This window comes from Mycobacterium sp. IDUB_21, assembly GCF_055419425.1.
Genome location: NZ_JBVAXQ010000004.1, coordinates 234,794 through 255,682, shown reverse-complemented (window position 1 = coordinate 255,682; position 20,889 = coordinate 234,794). Strand labels below are relative to the sequence as shown.

Genomic DNA, 20,889 nt, shown 5'->3' with positions numbered 1-20,889 from the left:
GACGCGCCATGACGGGGAACCTCCCGGGGGACTGTTGCGACTGGAGCGCCGAACCCGATTCAGCGTTATCGTTTCCGGAATTTACCTTAACTTAAGGAAACCTGCAGTTCGCTGGACGACCGCTGTGGGTCTGATCGAAGTCTCCTGACGGTCCCTCAGTCGTTCTGCTGGTCTGAAATTACTTCGCGCAGCTGGTATTTCACGACCTTCCCGGACTGGGTGCGGGGCAGCGCGTCGATGAACTCCAACCGGATCGGCAGTTTGAACGCCGCCAACTTGTCCCGGGCGAACTCGAGCAACTCGTCCAGCGTCAACTCCGTACCCGGCCGTAGCGCCACCACCGCGGTCACGGCTTCACCCCACTTGTCGTGCGGGGTGCCCAACACCGCGACTTCGGCGACGGCCGGATGTCCGTAGAGCACGTCTTCGACCTCGGCGGGGTAGACGTTCTCGCCGCCGGAGATCACCATGTCCTTCACCCGGTCGATCACCCAGACGTAGCCGTCGTCGTCGGCCTGACCGATATCGCCGGTGTGAAACCACCCCTCGGCGTCGATCACCGCGGCGGTGGCCTGCGGGTTGCGCCAGTAGCCGGCCATCACCTGCGGTCCGCGCACGCAGATCTCACCGCGCGTGCCGGCGGGCACCGGGCGGTTGTTGGCGTCGACCAGCCGCACATCCGACAGCGGCAGTACCTGATTGCCTGCGGCGCCGATCTTTACACCGACCTCATCGGTGCGCAGTACCAACGCCAGCGGCGCGGTCTCGGTGAGCCCGTAACCCTGTGCGAACGGGATGCCCCGCTCGCCGTAGCGGTGGATCAGCGCCTCGGGTACCGGCGCCCCGCCGCAGACGAAGTTGCGGACGCTGGACAGGTCGGATTCGGCGAACTCCGGGCGCTGGCTCATGAACAAGAACATCGCCGGCACCCCGAACATGGTGGTGACCCGGTGCTCGACGATGAGCTTGAGGGCTTCGGCCGGATCGAAGGCGGGCATCAGCACGATCCGGCCGCCCTTCTGCAGGGTCAGCAGCGTGGTGACGTTGAGTCCGCCGATGTGAAACAACGGTGCGCAGACCAATGACACGTCCTGTTGGCTGGTGTCGAAGACCAGCAGGGCATTGATGTTGTTCCAGAACAGGTTTGCGTGGGTGAGCATGGCCCCCTTGGGCCGCCCGGTGGTGCCCGAGGTGTACATGATGACCGCGACCTCGTCGGGATCGGGAAAGACCGGGTCGGCCAGCGGGACGCGCCCGGCAAGCAGGTCGTCGGCCACCTCCCAGCCCGGAACCGGTGCCAAGGCGATCGCACGCTGCAAGCCGGCCTCGGCGCGAACCGGGTCGATCACCGCGGCGCGCTCGGCGTCGGCCACCAGCGTGTGCACCTGCGCGTTGCCCAGGATGTAGCAGAGCTCGTCGGCGGTGAGCCGCCAGTTGAGCGGTACGAACGCCGCACCGATCCGGGCGGCGGCGAACAGCGTGACCAAAAAGTCGGGGTGGTTGAGGCCGACATAGCCGACCCGGTCCCCGCGGCGCATGCCACCGGCGACCAGTTCGGCCGCCAACCGGTCGATGCGATCCGCGAAATCCCCATAGGTCCAGGTGTTTTCGCCAAACGTGATCGCCGGGAGCTTCGGAGTTGCCGCCGCCCGCCGGGCGATCCAGGAGCCGAGATCGATCGGAGCTGTGGCCACCCGGTGAACGCTAGCTCTGGATGCTTGGGCCCGGGGCACGATTCGCCGGGAGAGGCAGCCGGCCCCGCGGTTGGCATTTATCGCTCGCCCTGATTTTTTGTGCCGACGGACGCCAATCTTCAATAAAAGATGTGAGCGGCGGGCGCTTTTATACGAGTAATTGAATTATTCGTGGAGATTTTAACTGTGAGCCATTGTGACGATCGTCTCAATTACTGGCTTCACCTGGGAAAATGTCGGTCGATGTGGCTGTGGTGGCTTGACGGATGACGAGAGGTGAACGGCCATTGAACATTGTTGGACATTGTTATTCGACGGCCCTTTCGGGTCGCGTAATCGGACTTGAAGCGGCTAGGTTCGTCCTCGCTGAGCCGACCATTGCTCGGCGTGGTTATCGAGGAGGGGTTCGCAGATGAGCGGTCGCCGGCGTAGCGGTACGGGCCGAGGGGTAGTCACGGCGTTTCTGGCGCTGGGCTGCTGCCTACTGGCCGCACCGGCTGCGCACGCCGACTTCGACGAGCTGCTCGACACCGTTCTCGGCGCGGCGACCGCCACCGACGTGGACTTCGGCGGGTTGCCCGGTGACCCGGGTGATCTGGGTGATCTCGGTGTCCTTCAGGACCCGCTGGCCCAGCTCGACCAGCTGTTCCACGACACGTCGGGCTCCGCCGACGGCACTCCCGACGCGCCCGTCGGCTCCACTCCCGACACCCCCACCGACGGCACGCACGACGGCACGCCCGACGGCACCGGCAGCGCCGAACACGGCTCTGAGAGCGGCAGTTCCAACAACCTGCCCAGTGTTCCCAAGTTCAGTCTCCCCAGCACCGGAAGCGGCTCCGGCGGCAGCGGGGGCAGTGGCGGTGGTTCCGGTGGCTCCGGCGGCGGTGGCCCCGCAAACGGCGCCGCGAAGACCAAGGCGAACACCAGCGCCACCAACGGCGCTCCGACGACGGTGCCGGCGCCTTAAACGACATAGCCGGGCAGGTGGCAGGCTGAACCGGTGCCCGGTTCGATCTGCGACATCCTGCCGTCGGCGGCCGCATTGCTCGGGGTTCCCGGCGCGACCGACACACTCGGCCTGGGTGAACGGATCGGCGATGCGCGGCGGCTGGCGGTGGTGCTGGTCGACGGGCTGGGCTATCACCTGGTGCCGCAGCTGGCCCGGGACGCGCCGCTGCTGGCCTCGGTCCTGGCCGGCGAGACCGGGCAGCTGACCGAGCTGGCCTGCACCTTCCCGTCAACCACGCCGACCAGCCTGGTCTCGCTGGGCACCGGCGCGTTACCGGGGGAGCACGGAGTATTGGGCTTCACCGTCAATGTCCCCGGAACCGATCGGGTGTTGACCCACATCTTCTGGGGAGACGACCCGCCGCCGGCGACCTGGCAGCCGGTGCCCACCTGGTTCGAACGACTCCGCGATGCCGGGATCGGGGCCCGGGCTGTGCTGCCGGAGATGTTCATCGGCAGCGGATTGACCGAGGCTGCCTACCGCGGTGCGGACTTTCGCCCAACCGCCAAGGGTGAGCACTACGCGGCTCGGGTCGCCACGGAACTCGCGGCGGCACCCGGCCTGGTCTACGGCTATACCGCGGCGCTGGACCATGCCGCACACGTCTCGGGCATCGGCTCACCGCATTGGCGGAGTGCGGCCGGCAAGGTCGACGCACTGCTGCGTCATCTCCTCGAGCAGCTCCCGGGCGACGCCGCGCTGGTGGTCACCGCCGACCACGGCGGGCTCAACGTGCCTGATGACGCCCGCATCGATCTGGATGCCGATCCGCGGCTGCGCGCGGGTATCCGGGTGGTCGCGGGCGAGCCGCGGGTGCGCTACCTGCACACCGAGCCCGGCGCGACGGCGGATGTGCTGGCCGCCTGGACGGACCTGCTGGCCGGGCGGGCCCGGGTGCAGAGCCGCGAGGCGGCCGTCGCCGCCGGCGTGTTCGGACCGGTGCGCGAGGAGCACCTGGCCCGCATCGGCGACGTCGTGGTGACCTGCGTCGGCGACACCGCGATCTTGGCGACCGACCACGAGCCGCCGCAGACGGCGCAACTGGTGGGTTTCCACGGCGGACTCACCCCGGCTGAGACCGCGATCCCGCTCATCACCTTCCGTTGACTCTGCGCTCACCAGGCGGGTCACTCGCACTTTTGCCTGGTACACGCAGAGTCAACGGGGCGGAGTTACTCCGAGTCGCCGTACTCGTCGAACCAGTGGGCCAGTTTGCCCCGGCGGCTGACCGCCCGCAGCCGGCGTTCTGCGGACGCGCGGGTCTTGCTGGTGGTGACGATGAGCAGTTCGTCGCCGACGGTGATCCGGGTGTCGGGCTGAGGGACGAAGGTGTCGCCTTTGCGGATGATCAAGGTGATGACGCTCGGATCGGGCAGCCGCAACTCGAGCACCGAGACGTTGTGCAGCTTGGATTCCGGCTGCACCGTCATCGTCAACAGCTCGGCTTCCAATACGTCCAGCGGTGCCGCCTCGACCTGGATCTCGCGGGTGGCATCCCGTGAAATCAGCCCCAGCCAGTGGGCGAACAGGCCGAGGCTGGGACCCTGCACCACCGTGTAGACCACCACCAGGATGAACACGATGTTGAGCAGTCGGTAGCTGTCCGGCACGCCCTCGACGATCGGGAATGTCGCGAGCACGATCGGAACCGCGCCGCGCAGGCCGGCCCAGGACAGGAAGATCTGTTCGCGCCACGGCACTTTGAACCAGATCAGTGAGGCCACCACCGACAGCGGCCGGCTCAGCAGCAGCAGCACCGCCCCGATCACCAGCGCCGGGACCAACTCCCCGGACAGCTGGCTGGGGCTCACCAGCAAGCCGAGTAGCACGAACAGCCCGATCTGGGCCAGCCAGCCCAACCCCTCGGCGAACGAGCGGATGGCCGCGCGGTGCGGCAGGCCGGAGTTCGCCAGCACCACCCCGGACAGATAGGCGGCGATGAACCCGCTGCCGTGCGCCGAAGCGGCCGCGGCGAACGCCACCATGGCCAGCCCGAACGTCGCCAATGGGTATAGGCCGGACGCCGGAAGTGCGGTGCGCCGCAGCGTGATCGCCCCGAGCAGCCCGACGACCAAGCCGATCGCCGACCCGACCACCAGCTCGAAGGCCACGTTGGCGATGGCGTGGACCGGTTCGATCGCCAGCGGTGTGGTGCTCAGCATCAGCACCACGATCGCGGCGGGTGCGTCGTTGAAGCCGGACTCGGCCTCCAGCAAGCCGGCCACCCGCCGCGGCAGCGGCAGCACCCGCAGGATGGAGAACACGGCGGCCGCGTCGGTGGGCGAGACGATCGCGCCCAGCAGGAAGGCCAGCTGCCAGCTGATGCCCAGCAGCAGGTGTGCGGCCACTGCGATCACCGCCATGCTGACCACGACGCCGACGGTGGCCAGCACCGCCGCCGGCGCCAGCAGCTTGCGGATGTTGGCGAACTTCGTCGTCAAACCGCCTTCGACCAGGATCACCGCCAGCGCGGTGGTGCCCAGGTCGCTGGCCAGTTGCACGTCGGAGAAATCCAGCCCCAGCCCGTCGTTGCCGATCGCCACACCGACCAGCAGGAACAGCAGGAGGCTGGGCAGACCGACCCGATCCGCGGCCCGGGTGGCGATGATGCTCGCCAGCAGAACCAGGCCCCCGATCAGCAGGGCCAGGTAGAGCTGTTCCAGGCTCATCTGATCCCCATTCGGGCCGGCGGTGGTGGTCGGACACACTCGTGTGATTCGCTCAAAGTCAGCGGGTTCGTGTTATCTGTCAGTAAATCAGTACTGCCGTCACGACTGTGGTACACCCGGAGCAGCCGGGGTCAATGCGGGGATGGGGTGAGCGATCATGCGCATCGGGATCGCCGGTGCCGGCGCAGTCGGGCGATCTGTCGCACGAGAACTGATCGGCGACGGCCACCGGGTGCTGCTCATCGAGCGCAACCCGGCGCACTACGACCCTGCTTCCGTCCCCGAAGCCGAGTGGCTGCTGGCCGACGCGTGCGAGCTGTCCGCGCTGCAGGAATGCGGCATCGAGATCTGTGACGTGGTGATCGCCGCCACCGGTGACGACAAGGCCAATCTGGCCACCGCACTGCTGGCCAAAGCCGAATTCGGGGTGGCCCGGGTGGTGGCCCGGGTCAACAACGCCCGCAACGAGCGGCTGTTCACCGAGGGATGGGGCATCGACGTGGCGGTCTCCACCCCGCGCGCGATGGTCGCCGCGGTGGAGGGCGCCATCGACGTCGGCCACCTGGTGCCGTTGATGGGCTTGCGGCGTGGTCAGGCCAGCCTGACGAAACTGACACTGCCCGAAGATAATCCGCTGATCGGTCAACAGATCTGCGACATCGCGCTGCCCGAGGGCGCCGCCCTGGTAGCGGTGCTGCGCGGCGACGCGGTCATCCTGCCGACGGCGGCCGACGTGCTGCAGGCCGGCGACGAGATGCTGTTCGCCGCGGTCAGCGGGATAGACGATCAGGTCCGAGCGGTCGTGCACGGGGTGCCGACCGGCAGAAGAACGCATTGACCCCGCGTTGGACACCGATGAGCACGGCACCTGCTGACCGCGACGACACCGGGAGCCTGGCCGCCGGTGCCGGGGTCATCGCCACCGTGCTGGCGTCGGCGCGGGCCGCGGCGACGTCTCGCGGGCTGATCAACGACCCGTTCGCGGCGCCGCTGGTGCACAAGGTGGGCCTGGAGTTCTGTATCCGGGTGGCCGACGGCGACCTTGACATCAGTCGGCTCGGCAAGGACGGCGGATTTCCCCGGCTGGCGGAGTTCTCCGCGGCGCGCACCAACTTCTTCGACGCGTTCTTCACCGACGCCGCGCGCGGCGGAATCCGCCAGGCGGTGATCCTGGGGTCGGGCTTGGACACCCGCGCCTACCGACTGTGGTGGCCGGCCGAGACCACCGTCTACGAGGTGGACCACCCCCCGGTGGTCGATTTCAAGGCCGCCACCATGCGGGCCTGGGGCAGCACGCCGAGCGTCAACCGTCGCGCGGTCGGTGTCGACCTGCGCGGCGACTGGCCGGCGGCGCTACGGCGGGTGGGTTTCGACGCCGCGGCCCCCACCGCATGGGTGATCGAGGGCCTGATGGTCTGGTACGTGCCCTCGGATGCGCAGAATCGCCTGCTCGACGGCGTCACCGCGCTCAGCGCACCCGGTAGCCGGCTCGCCGCCGACCACGCGGTACCGCCGAGCCGTCCGCAGGCGGTGCACCACGAATCCCTCGTCGAGCGGTGGCGGCGGCGCGGGCTGAGTCTGACCGGGCCCGGACCGTTCTATTCCGGAGAGCACACCGACGTGGTGCGGCATCTGGCGGACAGCGGTTGGGCGACCGTCGATTCGGGAATTGCCGACCTGTTCGCCGCCGCCCGGTTGCCCCGGCTGACCGCCCGCGAACTCGACGGCGCCCCGGCCGCGATCCGCTACGTCGCCGCGACGCGCAGCAGCTAGCCGTCTCTTTCTCGCGGTCTATCCGGTTCCGGTTGCCGGAATCACCCCGGCTCGGGGGGCGACGAAGAGCGTGGCGGAAGGCGTTGCGGCGGTTATGGCCTCGAATCACGTCATGATCGGACCCGAATTCTTCCGGACCGGACTTCAATTACCTCGTATCACGTCACAGTGAACTACATCTTTGATGTACCACCCGACGCAAACCAGTCTCATTGGGGCGCAACGTAGTTGACTGTTCGCATTCCAGGCGAACCCCCCGGCGTCAGGGTGTTCTGAAACATGATCAGCACTATTTATTTTGTCCAACAGGAGCTTTCGAAAACTACTTTCCAGTTCCTGCACAGCCAATTCCCGGAAACTAGCTCTAGCTTGAGAACCGCCAGTCGAGGACATCGCGATGATGACCCGAAAGACGCTTATTTCCAGGAGGTTACGTGGCAATCACACCTCGCAACTTGATCTGTGCGGTCACCGCGGACCACATCTGGCGCAGACACGTTCGCGGGGTGACTCGTAGCTATCGAGACCGTTTGTAAGGGATTGGGTGAAAATGGATTTCGGGACATTGCCGCCGGAGGTGAATTCCGGTCTGATGTATTCAGGGGCCGGGCCCAGCCCGCTGCTGTCCGCGGCCTCCGCATGGAGTGAGCTGGCCGCCGAGCTACATTCGGCGGCAGTGGGTTACGGTGCCGTTGTATCGGGCCTGTCCGGCGACTGGCACGGGCCATCCGCGGAGGTCATGTCGCTGGCAGCCGCGCCCTACGTCGAGTGGATGAGTGGGATCGCCGGCCAGGCCGAGCAGGCGGGGGCGCAGGCGGCTGCGGCTGCGGCTGCCTATGAGACGGCGTTCGCCGCGACGGTTCCACCGCCGGTGATCGCTGCGAACCGGAGCCTGCTGATGATGTTGATCGCAACGAACATATTGGGGCTGAACACGCCGGCGATCGCGGCTACCGAGGCGCATTACGCGGAGATGTGGGCTCAGGACGCGGCAACCATGTACGGCTACGCGGGCGCCTCGGCGGCGGCCACTCAACTGCCACCGTTTGCCGAGCCCCCGCAGACGACCGACCAGGCCGGCGCCGCCGATCAGGCAGCTGCAATCGCGCAAGCCACCAGTAGCTCGGGAAGCTCTGTTGGGCGGGAGATTTCACAGGCGCTGACCACGGTGCCGAATGCGCTGCAGTCGCTGACGGCGAACCCCGCAGCGGCAGGGTCAGTGATGCCAGGAGGCCTCGGCACCGACCTGGCCAACTGGAACACGATCATGTCAGCCCTCACCGGGGCGTATGACCCGGTCTTGGGAGCGTCATCTCTCGTTGGTGGTCCGTTTCTGTCGTTCGGACAGATATGGGGCTGGCCGATCAATGCGATGGGAGCTACCTCGTTCTTGGCCGGCCCGAAGGCCATCACCGGCGCGTTGGCGCCCCTGGTCAACCAGGCCATTCCGGCGGCAGGGCTCGGTGGGGTGCCCGCGACCGGCGCGCTCGGCCGTGCGGCGCTGATCGGGAAGCTGTCGGTGCCGACGGCGTGGGCCACTTCTGCGCCGGCGATCCAGCCGATGGTCTTGTCGCTGCCGGCAAGCGCAGCCGCTCCAGTGGCCGCGTTCGCCGGCGAGGACGCGTTGTTCAGTGAGATGGCGCTATCCAGCCTGGCGGGTCGCTCCATCGGTGCCACAGCGGGCCGCACCGTCAGCGCGACGATGACCCGTGCCGGTGGCTGCGGAGTGGGCGCCGATGTCGTCGGCGCCATGGCCGGTGAGGCTGACCCCGCGGCAGCCACGATCGTTGTGATTCCGGCACTCGATGACGAATGACGGTGTGAAACAGGCATGTAGCCCAGCTGACGCAATGTAGGCGTGCATAGATGAGGGATACCGAATGTACTTTTCTTTGATACCGCCGGAGATCAACTCGGGAAACATGTACACCGGTCCGGGGTCCGGACCGCTGCTGTCGGCGGCGGCGGCGTGGAACCGGCTCGCCGGTGAACTACATTCTGCGGCAGCCGATTACAACACGGTGGTGGCGGGGTTGGCCACCGAATCTTGGGTTGGCCCGTCGGCTGCGTCGATGGCGGCCGCAGCTGGACCCTATACGGCCTGGATGTCGGCCACCGCGGTGCAGGCCGCGGAAGCGGCCGCGCAGGCGCAGGCCGCTGCTGCTGCCTATGAAACCGCCTACGCGGCCATCGTGCCACCGGAACTCGTGGCGGCCAACCGCACTCAGTTGACGTCGTTGGTCGCGACGAACGTGGTCGGCCAGAACACTGCAGCGATCGCGGACACCCAAGCCCAATACATGGCGATGTGGGCCCAAGATGCAGCGGTCATGCAGGACTATGCGGTGTCCTCGGCGGCCGCCACGAAGATCAGCGCCTTCGCCGACCCGCCGTCGACCACCAACGGGAACGCCGGGGCCGTCGCGTCAACCGCGGCCGCGTTCTCAGGCGGCAACCCCATGCTGCAGATGGGCGCCGATCTCGCTAACGAGTACACCGCATTCTTCAACAACATGCTGAATACTCTCACCGGCTCACCAGATGCCGGCTCGACGTTTTCGGCTCTCTATTCGGCTCTCAAGGCTCCACTCGGCATTACCACCCAGTTCAATGCCACCTCACTGGCCTCCAACTTCCCCATCCAGAACCTGCTGAAGTTCGCTCCGCCGCTCGGACGGGCTCTCGTCGACATCCCGGCGGCACGACTGGGGGCTGGACTCGGGCTGCCGTCGTCACTGTCCGGCGGACTGGCATCGACGGTGTCGGCGGGGATGGGCGAAGCCAACATGGTGGGATCGCTGTCAGTCCCGCCTGCGTGGGCCGGTCAATCTCCGGCGATCAGGCTGGCGATCAGCGCGATGCCGCATACCGGCGTGGCCGGTGCGCCCGCAGCCATTCCCGGCAGTCTGATGAGTCAGATGGCCCTGGGCGGTATGACCGGCGGTGCTGTCGGTGGTTCGGTAGCCCGGGTTGCCGGTACAGCGGCAGGACGCACACGTGTCACCACCGGCATGGGGCGAAAGACGCCCGCCAGACTCGACCAGGTGATCGCGAGGCTGCGTCATCAACCCGAATCAGTGCAGCACTGGAATACCGACCAAGCCGGATTAGACAGTTTGCTTGACGAGCTGTCGAGGAAGCCGGGAATACACGCCGTGCACCTGAAGGGCAGCAAAACGAAGGCGTCACAGGAATCCGGCACCTGACGCCCTCCATCTCATCGTGATCCACGGCATCGGAACAGGAGAAAACAATGCACATGTTTTTGGAGTTCTGGCATAATTTCACCCATAATCTCTTCAAGCCGCTATTGTTGTTCTTCTACTTGGGTTTCCTGTTGCCGATCCTGAAAGTGCCGTTCGAATTTCCACCGGCGATCTACCACGGACTCACCATGTACCTACTGCTGGCCATAGGCTGGCATGGCGGCGAGGAGCTCGCCAACATCAATGTGTCCAATATCGGTGAGATACTCGGCTTCATGCTGATCGGCTTCGTCTTGAACTTCGTCATCGGCGCATTGGCATATTTCATCTTGAAGCGGACCACCAAAATGCGAGAAGTGGACCGGGCTACCGTCGCCGGCTATTACGGCTCGGACTCGGCGGGCACGTTTGCCACGTGCATCGGCGTATTGGCCACCGCAAACATTGCTTTCGACTCTTTCATGCCGGTCATGCTGGCCATCATGGAGATTCCCGGCTGCCTGGTCGCGCTGCTCCTGGTCGCCCGGCTGCGGCGGAGGGGAATGGACTCCGCCGGCATGATGCCAGGTGAGACGGGCTATGCGGGATCGACATTGCCGGTAGTGCGGGCTGCTCGCCAGCGTAGTGCGGCTACCACCCGCCCAGTCGCCCTCGCGGATCTCCCAGAGTTTCTGGGAGCGGAATCCGCGAACACTGCCACGTCCGGCGGGGAACCCGCGTTCATTTCCGGGAAAATGCTTCGCGAAGTTTTTCTCAACCCCGGACTCTGCCTTCTTATGGGCGGTATAACGGTCGGCTTGATCAGTGGGCTACAGGGGCCGAAGGTGACTGCTGTCGACGACCCGGTTTTCTTGACGGCTTTCCAGGGCGCGCTATGTCTGTTTCTGTTGGAAATGGGGATGACCGCGTCCCGCAAGTTGAAAGACTTGAAAGCGGCGGGCCGAGGCTTCATCTTTTTCGGGGTGCTCGCGCCGAACCTTTTCGCGACGATTGGTATCGCGGTGGCCCACTTATACTCCCAGGCTACTGGCTTTCATCTGGAGACGGGAACCTACGTGCTCTTCGCGATCCTCTGCGGTGCGGCATCGTATATCGCCGTTCCTGCGATCCAGCGGTTGGCTATTCCTGAAGCCAGTCCCAGCCTGCCGTTGGCCGCCTCGCTGGGTCTGACATTTTCCTACAACGTGACGATCGGCATACCGCTCTACATTGAGGTGGCCCACATGCTGGCGGGGGCGTGAGCATCGGATGACGATGATGACTTTGCGAAAGATCTTCGTGCTGGCGAGCCTGGCGTTCTCGGTTGGATATGCCTTTCCAGTTCAAGCAGACCCCGACAGCGCGGATAACGATCCTGCTTTCATCGCATCCTTGCGGCAGTCGGGCCTGACGTTCGCCAGCGAAGGGCAGGCGATCGCGGCCGCTCGGGCGGTCTGCGGCCTGATCAACAATGGAGAATCCGGGTTGCAGGTCGTTCGCGAACTGCAGAGTGATAATGCTGCGCTGACACTGGACGGTGCCGGGCAATTCGCTGCCATCGCCGCGAACGCGTATTGCCCTCAGCAACTGAAGAGTTCCAAGCAGTGATGCACCGCGTCGCGGCCCGCTCGTACGGTCCCCGGACTTGGGGCGGCTGACTAACCGGCGTTATCCCGCCATGAATTCGGAGTAGGCAGAGGCCAATTCGGGCGGAAGCACCACCGTCTGGCACTGCCGTTGCTTCTCGCCGATCGGGGCCAGGATGCCGCGCAACTCCAGGTACTCCTGGGGGTGAGCGGTGAAGTAGCTGCGCACATCGGCTGCGGCCTGGGGCCGCGGCTGGCTGATGGCCTGGTTCACCACCGCATTGGCGCCGGGGTGAGCGCCCAGGTACTGGCGAGCCGAGCCGGTAACCGAGTCGACGGTGTTGGTCACCGACTCCTGACTGCAGTCCGGCGCCGCTGATGCCGATGGCGCGGCGATCAGGCTGGCTGCTGTGGCACCCAGTACTCCGGCGCCGAGGCCGAATCGCTGAATCATGGTGATGCCAAGGGGTTTCGACATGGAGGTTTCCTTCCGGGTTGTGAATCAAAATCCCGTCCGGAGCCCAAGGTACGCGCGGCCGCAGTGGGCGCCTGTGTCCTGGAACACAGCTGAAAGTGCTCTGCGACAACCGGTTCTGCATCCGCCGGTCGATTCCGCGAAGGAGCTCCGCAAATGCGGGCCCGGTTAGTAAGGCCGTTCTTAAACTCCGAGATCGGCACTTATCGGATCGTGACCTTAAAGTTTGCCCGCGCGGTCGATTGCGGCCTCGGCGGCCTCCCGAATCGGCCCGCGCCACACGTCGCCGTGGCCGGGCGCCAGGAGGTCTGTCTCCAGTAAGGCCAGCGCCGCCAGGCTGCGGATGCAGTCGTCCTGGCGGTAGCTGAACATTGCCGGCAGCAGCTGCGGACCGGTCCGCGCCAGCACCGGGTGCCCGGTGATCAGGGCGTCCCCGCTGGCCAGGACGCCGTCAACCAGATATGAGCAGTGACCGCGGGTGTGGCCCGGGGTGGGGATGGCCACCGGCTGGCCCGGCAGGCTCGCGGCGATATCCCCGGTAAGCGGCTGGACGGACGGGATGCCCTCGCGGTTGAGGCCGCCGCTGCGCACCACATGCACGGTCCACCGGGCCCAACTCGGCCGCCACAGCTGCGGAGCCAACGCCAGCGGCGAGACCTGCTCCAGATACTCCCGCTTGGCATGGCCTACCTCGTCGGCATGGCAATAGACCGGTGTTCCATAGGTTTTGGCGAGCCAGATCGCCGCACCGAAATGGTCGATGTGGGCGTGGGTGAGCAGTACCGCGCGCACGTCAGCGGCGTGGTACCCGAGCGCACCCAGCGACGCCAGCACGTCGGTGCGGTCACCGGGGTAGCCGGCGTCGATCATCAGTACGCCCGTGTCATCGGTCACCAGCAGCCAGTTGACCGCCTCGCCGCGGGCCAAGTGGACCCGCTCGGTCACCGGAACCACCTCGACCAGCCTCTCACCCATGCCCGTGAGTCTAGGAAGACCACGGGAGAGTAGAAAAGGTGGAATGGCGGAATTGAAACTCGGATACAAGGCGTCGGCGGAGCAGTTCGGGCCTCGGGAGCTGGTGGAGCTCGGCGTGGCCGCCGAGGCACACGGCATGGACAGTGCCACGGTCAGCGACCACTTCCAGCCCTGGCGCCACGAGGGCGGGCACGCCCCGTTTTCGCTGGCCTGGATGACCGCGGTCGGAGAACGCACCGAGAGGATCGCGCTGGGCACCTCCGTACTGACCCCGACGTTCCGGTACAACCCGGCCGTCGTCGCGCAGGCCTTCGCCACGATGAGCTGCCTGTATCCGCAGCGGGTCTTCCTCGGTGTGGGCACCGGCGAGGCTCTGAACGAGATCGCCACCGGCTTCACCGGCCAGTGGCCCGAGTTCAAGGAACGGTTCGCCCGGCTGCGTGAGTCGGTGCGGCTGATGCGCGAGCTGTGGCGCGGCGAGCGGGTCGACTTCGACGGCGACTACTACACCCTCAAGGGCGCCTCGATCTACGACGTGCCCGACGGCGGCGTGCCGGTCTACATCGCGGCCGGAGGGCCGGCGGTGGCGAAGTACGCCGGGCGGGTCGGCGACGGCTTCATCTGCACCTCCGGCAAGGGCGAAGAGCTCTACACCGAGAAGCTGATGCCGGCCGTGCTGGAAGGAGCAGCCGCCGCCGAGCGGGACGCCGGTGGGATCGACAAGATGATCGAGATCAAAATCTCCTACGATCCGGACCCCGACTTGGCGCTGAACAACACCCGGTTCTGGGCGCCGCTGTCGCTGACCGCCGAGCAGAAGCACTCCATCGACGACCCGATAGAGATGGAGAAGGCGGCCGATGCGCTGCCGATCGAACAGATCGCCAAACGCTGGATCGTCGCCTCGGACCCCGACGAGGCGGTGGAGCAGGTCGGCCAGTACGTGAAGTGGGGCTTGAACCACTTGGTCTTCCACGCCCCCGGTCACGACCAGCGGCGTTTCCTGGAGCTGTTCAAGACCGACCTGGAGCCGCGGCTGCGTCGGCTGGGCTGAGTGGCGTCTGCCCAACGCCGTTTTCGTTGAGTGTGCGTCAGCGGCGGGATTTCAGCGAAACCTCCGCCCGCGATGCACGCTCAACGCCGTCACGGCACACTCAGTCGGCGGAAGCCCCATGCGCGCCGCACCCGATGCACGACCTCGACGCTGCGGTGGTCGGCGACGACCCGGATCACCAGCCACCCCAGCGCCGCCAGGGTCTCGGCCCGTCGAATCTCGTAGGCGTACCGCGCGCGGTCGGTTCGATGCTGGTCACCGTCATATTCGACCGCGAGCATCTGGTCTTCCCAGCCCATATCGAGGTAATACGTGTCGTGATCGGTCGTGACCTGGATCTGGGTTTGCGGGCGCGGAAAACCCGCTTCGATGAGAAGCAGTCGCAGGTAGGTCTCGCGTGGTGATTCGGCGCCGGCATCGACGAGGTCCAGCGCCTGCTCAAGCCGGCGCAGCCCGCGGGTGTGCGGATGCTGCCGGGCGATGATGCCAACGTCGTCGACCTGGAGATCAGTGGCCCGGGCCAGCGCGTCCAGCCGGGCGATCGCGGTGCGAACCGGCCCGCGCCGGCCGATATCGAATGCGGTGCGGATTGGCGTCGTCACTCGGATTTTCCCAGCGGGCAACGCGAGGGTTTGTACTTCGTCGTCGAGCACGGTGTCGCGGCGGGTGATCACGCCGCGCGGGGCGCGCGGGTTGGCATGAATGAGCTCCACCGGGGTGTCGTCGTCGATCCATTTCGTCCGGTGCAGGGCTGCGGCCGCCGAGCCCGCGACTATCGCCTGCCGCCCCGACCAGAGCCACGCGCCGACGGTACGTTGCTCCAGCGATGCCGGTGTGTGCTTGGGCAGGTAGATACCCGGCAGTTGCGCGAGGTATCGCGTGCGCAGCTGATGCCGGTTCAACGCACCGTCGGCCAGCGCCTCGCTACCGATGAATGGTTCCGGTTCGGCGGGCATGCCGGCAAGCCTCTGTCAGGCGGGCCGGCAGCACAATTCAGGTGTCCACAGGGCCGACCTCAGTTTGACTGTGCGTCTACGGCTTTGAGTGTGCGTCAGCGGCGGGGTCTTATCGAGAATTCCGCCCCTGACGCACACTCAACGCCCGGGGGCAGAAACCCTCAGAACGTGCTCATCGGCCGCACCGCGTTGGCCATGTCGACCAGCGCGTAGCGGTGTGCCTGGGTGGGCGCCAGCCGCGCCAGCGCCCGCAGCGCCATCTCGACGCCCAGCCGCAGTCCGTGTTCGGTGAACGGGAATCCGAGAATATGGTTTGTGCTGGCCTCGTGCTCGGTCAGCCAGTCCATCGCCGCGCCCAGCACCAGCGCCCGGATCTGCAACACCCGGGGTTCGGTGTCCGGCAGCGCCTCCACCCGGCGCGCGGCGTCCCGGATCTGGGACTCGGTGATCTCGTTAGTCGAGCGCCCCGACAGCAGCGTCACCGCGCTGGTCAACCGTGCGGTGGTGAAATGCCTTGAGGTAGCGGATACTTCGTCAAGCGTTCGAACCGCCGCGGTGCGGTCACCCTCCACTGAGAGGGCGCGGGCCAGGCCGAAGGCGGCCGAGATCACGCTGTCATCGGTGCGCCAGACGGTCTCGTAGAACTCGCGTTCGTCTTCGGTTCCGGCCAGTTCGGCGGTGGCGGCCAGCGCCATCTTCGGCGCCAGCTCGCCCGGGAACATATCGAGAACTTCCATGAAGTCCTTGCGCGCCGCCTCGTAGTCGCCGGTGAGCAGCTCGGCCACGCCCCGGAACCAGACCAGCCGCCAACGCCAACCGACCTGCTCGGCCAGGTCGTCGAGCTTGCTCGTGGCCTTGGCGACGTTGCCGAGATCCAACAGTGCGCGGATCTCCATCAACGGCAGCGAGACGGACTCGGACAGGTCGATACCCTCGGACTCCAGCGCGCTGTTCCGCACCGCGCGCAGCGAATCCAGCGTCTGCACCGGTTCGCTCAGCTCCATCGACGACAGCAGCGGGGCGGCGACGTCGCTCGGATCGATGAGCGGCACCTGCAGCGCGGTGATGATCTCGCGCGCGGTCAGATTCTGCGAGTGCACATGCCCGTCCAGGTAGACGTCGGTGTGCGCGACCAGCAGGTGCTCGCCGAACGTGGACCGTGACCGGGTGAAGACCGTCGACAGGCCGGGCCGCGGTGTGCCGGTGTCCTCGGCGACCACCTCGCGCAGCACACCCATCAGCTGCGAAGACATCTCCTCTGCGGAGGCGAACCGCCGGCGCGGGTCCGGGTCGATGGCACGGCGCAGCAGCCGGCGGTAGGAGTCGTATTTCTTCAGGACCGGGTCGTCGTCGGGCAGGCCTTCGACGTAGCGGCCTTCGCGGGCGCGCAGCTTCAGCGTCAGCGCGGCCAGGGTGCGGCCCACCGTGTAGATGTCGGTGGCCACGGTCGGGCCGGTTCTCACGATGTCCGGTGCCTGGTAGCCCGGGGTGCCGTAGAGGTACCCGAACGAGTTGATCCGCGAGACCGCCCCGAGGTCGATCAGCTTCAGCTGCTCCTCGGTCAGCACGATGTTCTCCGGCTTCAGGTCGTTGTAGACCAGGCCGAGGGAGTGCAGATACGCCAACGCCGGCAGGATCTCCAGCATGTAGGCGATGGCCTGCGCCACCGGCAGCCGACTACCGCGGCGCTGCTTGAGTGACTGCCCGCCGACGTACTCCATCACGATGTAGCCGACCGGATCGCCGTGGGAATCCGGGTGCTGGACGAAGTTGAAGATCTTCACGATCGACGGGTGGGTCACCTCGGCGAGGAACTGGCGCTCGGCCATCGCGATCGCCTGCGCCTCGGCGTCACCGGAATGCACCAGGCCCTTGAGCACCACCGGGCGCTCGTTGACGTTGTGGTCGACCGCCAGATACACCCAGCCCAGGCCGCCGTGAGCCACGCAGCCTTTGATCTCGTACTGACCGGCCACCATATCGCCCGGTTTGAGTTGTGGCAGAAAAGAATACGGACTTCCACAGTGTGGGCACCAGCCTTCGGAGGCGCCTCGTTTTGTTTCGGAGTCGTCCGGACCGGACCGGCCCACCGGCCGACCGCAATTCCAGCAGAAGCGCTTGGACTCGGCGACCACCGGATCGGCCATCAGCGCCTCGAGCGGGTTGATCTCGGGAACCCGGGGGACCTCCACCAGGCCACCGCCCAGCCGGCGCCGCGGAACGGCGGTGCGCACCACCGTCGCCTCGCGGGATTCGTCGTCGTTTTCTACCGCGGAGTTCGAACCCTCGCGGGGGCGGAAGATGGCCTGGGTCGACATGGGCCGGCGCACCGACGACGATTCGGCCAGTACGTCGGCCCGTTGGGTGGCCGGGCCATTGTCGTCGAAGTCGTCGAAGTCGTCGAAGTCGTCGAATTCGCCGGTCGCCTCCAGCCCCATGTCGGGATCTGAATCGTCGCTTGCCATCAGTCCGAATACCTCGGCGTAGGTGGCACCGGCGCCGGACCGAGCACCGTCAACCACTTGCGGTACAAGGTGTTCCAGGTGCCGTCGCGGCGAATGCGCTCCAACGTGCCGTTGACGAAGCGGACCAGCCCGGTGTTGTCGAGGTTGATCCCGATGCCGTAGGGCTCCTCATCCATGCTCGGCCCGACGATGTGCAGATATGGGTCTTGGGCCATCAACCCGGCCAGGATCGAGTCGTCGGTGCTGACCGCGTCGACCTGACGCTGCTGCATCGCCACCAGGCAGTCGGCCCAGTTCACCACCGAGACGATGATCGGCGCCGGTGAGATGTGCCGGATGCGCCGCAGTGAGGTGGTGCCCTGCGCGACGCAGACCCGCTTGCCCGACAGATCGCCGGCCTGGCGGATCGAGGAGTCACGCGGCACCAGCAGACGCTGATTGGCGACCAGATACACCGTCGAGAAGTTCACCAGCTTTCGTCGGCCGCAGGTGATGCTCATGGTCTTGACCACGATATCGACGTCGGATTTCTGCAGCGCCGCAATGCGTTCGGCCGACGCCAGGATCCGATACTCGACCTGCGACGGGGTGCCGAAAATGTCACGGGCCACCTCGCCGGCGATATCGACGTCGAAACCGGTGATCTCACCGGTGATCGGATCGCGGAAGCTGAACAGGTTGCTGCCGATGTCCAGTCCGACGATCAGCCGGCCGCGATGGCGGATCTTGGCCACCGCCGCGTCGGCCTCGGCCTTGCTGCGGAAGGGCCGCAGGCTGGCGGTGGCGTCGCAGTTCTCGGTGCCCGGGTCGGGCGGTCGCGGCGCCTCGGGGGTCAGCTCCTCCATCCCGGCCGGGGTGGGCGGCGGCAGCGTCGGCACCGCTGTCGGTGTCACGAACTCCGAGTGGCCGCATCCGGTCAGTCCGGACAGCGCCAGCACCGCGCTGAGTGCGCACAGGAGCAGTCGGGGCCGGTGGTAGGTCATCATCTGTACTCGTTCAGTCGTGGCCACAACCCGAGCGCGACCGCGATTGCGGCCCCCATGCTGAGCACCGCGCCACCGACGGGGGCCACCGACAGTACCCGGCGGGCGTTGAGGACGTCGCTGCGCAGCTGGTTGCGGCTGTGCTGCAGCGCCTTGTCCAGGGCCGCGTCGAGCTGGTCGAACGCGGGAGTGGAGTCATCCCCGCTGCCGCCCAGCGCCACCTGGGTGGCGGCCCGGTAGTTGCCGACGCCGATGTAGGCGTTCATCCGGTCGTTGGCCTGCCGCCACCGGGCCAGCAGCTGCCCGGCGTTGGACAGGTCGGCCTTGTCGACGGCGTCGCCGCGGTCCAGGTAGCCCTGCAGCTGTTCCTGCATGGTGTCGATGCGCTGGTAGAAGGTCTGCTTGCGGGTTTCCTCGTCGCCGCGCCGGATCAGCGACAGTGTCTCGTCGGCACGCGCCTGCTGCGCGGTGATCGCCAGATTGGTGATCGCCTTGAGGGATTCGGCCCCGGTGTCCTTGGCGGTGCGGCTGCCCGCGGTGGAGATCACCAGCACGGTGCCGACCCAGATCACCATCAGCAGGATCGCCAACCCGCCCGCGATGAGGCCGGGGTTGATCCGGCGCCGGGTGTGGCGGGCCAGCCAGCGGTGCGCGAACGCACCGAACAACACCGTGGTCGCCACCACCAGGATCACCGGGGCCGGCACCCGGGTCGAGGCGGTGGTCTGGCTGTCCACTGTCGCCGAAGTGGCCTGGTAGAGCCGCTGGGCGTCGGGCAGGATCGTGTGCTGCATCAGTTCGGAGGCTTCCGACAGGTACGACGAACCGACCGGGTCGCCCGACCGATTGTTGGTTCGGGCGGTCTCGATCAGGCCGGTGTAGACGGCCAGCCCGGTGTTGATCCTGCCCAGCAGCTGCAGCAGCGGCTCGTCGCTCAGGCCGCCGGACGCCCGGGTCACCGCCACCGCGGCGTCGGTGATGGCCTGTTCGTAGCGTTCCCGCACGGCTCGCGGCTCACCTTGGGCGATGAAGGCGGTGGCCGCCGCGGCGTCGGCGACCGACAGTGTGGTGTAGAGCTGGCCGGCGGCGTAAGCCAGCGGCTCGGTGTGGTCGAGCACCGCGGTCAGAGTGTTCTGCCGGTTGTTGATCGTGGTGGCGGTGGCAAACGCGCTGATGCCGCCGAGTGCGGCCAGGATGAGGCCGATGGCCAGGATTCGCCCCGGGGTGGTGGTGAAGAACCACCAGCGGGGTCGGGCCGATTCGATCGGCGACCGTAACCCCGCCGGCTCGGTTGACGGATGCGCCAACTCAACGGTCACGTCTGTTCTTCACTCCATCCTGGTGGCTGCTCACGTCACCAACGTCGTGTCGCCAACGCGTCACCAACGATAATAAAGAGATTCTAAGAGCCCGGGGGCCGTCCGCGCCGACCTGCGCGGCGGTTGTTGCCGAAATAGTCGCGCGATCTAACCACAACCGAGACATTGCTCTCCCGATACGCTTCCAGGCGTGCGTGGTGACGGCGATGGATGGGCGTTTTCCGACACCGGCGTTCGCTTCTGGGGCCGGCACGGCGCGGCGGGCCTGCTGCTGCGGGCGCCCCGGCCCGACGGCACCCTTACCGTGCTGCTGCAGCACCGCGCCTGGTGGAGTCATCAGGGCGGCACCTGGGCGCTGCCCGGCGGCGCCCGCGACAGCCACGAGACCCCCGAACAGGCCGCGATCCGCGAGGCGCAGGAGGAGGCCGGCCTGCCCGCGGACCGCATCGTCGTCCGCGCGGCCGTCGTCACCGCGTCGGCCAGCGGCACCACCTGGACTTACACCACCGTCGTCGCCGACGCCGACGAACTGCTGCCGGTAATCCCCAACCGGGAGAGCACCGAGCTGCGTTGGGTGGCCGAGCACGAGGTGGCCGCTCTGCCGTTGCATCCCGGTTTCGCCGCCAGTTGGGATTCGCTGCGCGGGTTCAGCCTGCCCCGCTGAGGCCGGATTTCGACCCAAAACGCGCCGAGTGTGTGATTTGGCATGCTGAACGGCCGTTTTGCGTACCAAAACGCTCACT

At 66.7% G+C, this 20,889-nt stretch carries 18 protein-coding genes; 10 read left to right on the top strand and 8 right to left on the bottom strand.

Annotated features, from left to right (window positions below):
* Nucleotides 1-155 precede the first annotated feature (155 nt).
* Nucleotides 156-1,694: an acyl-CoA synthetase gene (locus ACZYY4_RS08410; protein WP_463809350.1), complete on the bottom strand. Its 1,539-nt coding sequence runs from the start codon at nt 1,692-1,694 to the stop codon at nt 156-158.
* A gap of 412 nt (nt 1,695-2,106) precedes the next feature.
* Here ACZYY4_RS08410 and ACZYY4_RS08405 point away from each other — a divergent pair, with 412 nt between their 5' ends.
* Together ACZYY4_RS08405 and ACZYY4_RS08400 are read left to right on the top strand one after the other, a co-directional pair.
* On the top strand, nt 2,107-2,664 hold the full coding sequence (locus ACZYY4_RS08405) for a hypothetical protein (protein WP_463809348.1): 558 nt from the start codon (nt 2,107-2,109) through the stop codon (nt 2,662-2,664).
* Nucleotides 2,665-2,697: 33 nt separating this feature from the next.
* Complete coding sequence (locus ACZYY4_RS08400; RefSeq protein WP_463809346.1) at nt 2,698-3,813, top strand: alkaline phosphatase family protein; 1,116 nt, start codon at nt 2,698-2,700, stop codon at nt 3,811-3,813.
* Nucleotides 3,814-3,878: 65 nt separating this feature from the next.
* Here the strand turns inward: ACZYY4_RS08400 and ACZYY4_RS08395 are convergent, their stop codons facing one another.
* Entirely contained in the window at nt 3,879-5,375 is a 1,497-nt protein-coding gene (locus ACZYY4_RS08395) for a potassium/proton antiporter (protein ID WP_463809344.1), read from the bottom strand.
* A 157-nt stretch (nt 5,376-5,532) separates the two neighbouring features.
* On the opposite strand from ACZYY4_RS08395, the gene ACZYY4_RS08390 reads away from it, so the two are divergent.
* From ACZYY4_RS08390 to ACZYY4_RS08365, 6 genes are all read left to right on the top strand, one after another.
* Entirely contained in the window at nt 5,533-6,213 is a 681-nt protein-coding gene (locus tag ACZYY4_RS08390; protein ID WP_463809342.1) for a potassium channel family protein, read from the top strand.
* Between the two features lie 17 nt (nt 6,214-6,230).
* Nucleotides 6,231-7,148, top strand: coding sequence for an SAM-dependent methyltransferase (locus ACZYY4_RS08385; protein ID WP_463809340.1), 918 nt, complete (start codon nt 6,231-6,233; stop codon nt 7,146-7,148).
* A 550-nt stretch (nt 7,149-7,698) separates the two neighbouring features.
* Nucleotides 7,699-8,964 (top strand): PPE family protein, encoded by a 1,266-nt coding sequence (locus ACZYY4_RS08380; RefSeq protein ID WP_463809338.1) that lies wholly within the window; start codon nt 7,699-7,701, stop codon nt 8,962-8,964.
* A 64-nt stretch (nt 8,965-9,028) separates the two neighbouring features.
* Nucleotides 9,029-10,354, top strand: a complete 1,326-nt coding sequence (locus ACZYY4_RS08375; RefSeq protein WP_463809336.1) for a PPE family protein — start codon at nt 9,029-9,031, stop codon at nt 10,352-10,354.
* Nucleotides 10,355-10,407: 53 nt separating this feature from the next.
* The gene (locus ACZYY4_RS08370; protein ID WP_463809669.1) at nt 10,408-11,595 is read left to right on the top strand and encodes a sodium-dependent bicarbonate transport family permease; all 1,188 of its coding nucleotides are present in this window, start codon (nt 10,408-10,410) and stop codon (nt 11,593-11,595) included.
* 7 nt (nt 11,596-11,602) lie between these two features.
* Nucleotides 11,603-11,941, top strand: coding sequence for a DUF732 domain-containing protein (locus tag ACZYY4_RS08365; RefSeq protein ID WP_463809334.1), 339 nt, complete (start codon nt 11,603-11,605; stop codon nt 11,939-11,941).
* A gap of 60 nt (nt 11,942-12,001) precedes the next feature.
* Here ACZYY4_RS08365 and ACZYY4_RS08360 read toward each other — a convergent pair whose 3' ends face one another.
* Nucleotides 12,002-12,397, bottom strand: a complete 396-nt coding sequence (locus ACZYY4_RS08360) for a heme-binding protein (RefSeq protein ID WP_463809332.1) — start codon at nt 12,395-12,397, stop codon at nt 12,002-12,004.
* A gap of 216 nt (nt 12,398-12,613) precedes the next feature.
* Nucleotides 12,614-13,357 (bottom strand): MBL fold metallo-hydrolase, encoded by a 744-nt coding sequence (locus ACZYY4_RS08355; RefSeq protein ID WP_463809668.1) that lies wholly within the window; start codon nt 13,355-13,357, stop codon nt 12,614-12,616.
* 55 nt (nt 13,358-13,412) lie between these two features.
* On the opposite strand from ACZYY4_RS08355, the gene fgd reads away from it, so the two are divergent.
* On the top strand, nt 13,413-14,423 hold the full coding sequence (gene fgd, locus ACZYY4_RS08350; protein WP_463809330.1) for a glucose-6-phosphate dehydrogenase (coenzyme-F420): 1,011 nt from the start codon (nt 13,413-13,415) through the stop codon (nt 14,421-14,423).
* 89 nt (nt 14,424-14,512) lie between these two features.
* On the opposite strand, the gene ACZYY4_RS08345 is transcribed toward fgd, so the two are convergent.
* The 4 genes from ACZYY4_RS08345 to glnX all read right to left on the bottom strand — a co-directional run bounded on the left by ACZYY4_RS08345 (nt 14,513) and on the right by glnX (nt 20,146).
* Nucleotides 14,513-15,379: a DUF559 domain-containing protein gene (locus ACZYY4_RS08345; RefSeq protein ID WP_463809328.1), complete on the bottom strand. Its 867-nt coding sequence runs from the start codon at nt 15,377-15,379 to the stop codon at nt 14,513-14,515.
* 161 nt (nt 15,380-15,540) lie between these two features.
* Nucleotides 15,541-17,844 (bottom strand): serine/threonine-protein kinase PknG, encoded by a 2,304-nt coding sequence (locus tag ACZYY4_RS08340; RefSeq protein WP_463809326.1) that lies wholly within the window; start codon nt 17,842-17,844, stop codon nt 15,541-15,543.
* Nucleotides 17,844-18,827 (bottom strand): glutamate ABC transporter substrate-binding protein, encoded by a 984-nt coding sequence (locus ACZYY4_RS08335; RefSeq protein WP_463809667.1) that lies wholly within the window; start codon nt 18,825-18,827, stop codon nt 17,844-17,846. Before ACZYY4_RS08335 ends, ACZYY4_RS08340 begins: the two co-directional genes overlap by 1 nt.
* Nucleotides 18,827-20,146, bottom strand: a complete 1,320-nt coding sequence (gene glnX / locus ACZYY4_RS08330) for a protein kinase G-activating protein GlnX (protein WP_463809324.1) — start codon at nt 20,144-20,146, stop codon at nt 18,827-18,829. Before glnX ends, ACZYY4_RS08335 begins: the two co-directional genes overlap by 1 nt.
* A 190-nt stretch (nt 20,147-20,336) precedes the next feature.
* Between glnX and ACZYY4_RS08325 the strand changes: the two genes are divergently transcribed.
* Nucleotides 20,337-20,810: an NUDIX hydrolase gene (locus ACZYY4_RS08325; RefSeq protein WP_463809322.1), complete on the top strand. Its 474-nt coding sequence runs from the start codon at nt 20,337-20,339 to the stop codon at nt 20,808-20,810.
* The last annotated feature ends 79 nt before the right edge of the window (nt 20,811-20,889 follow it).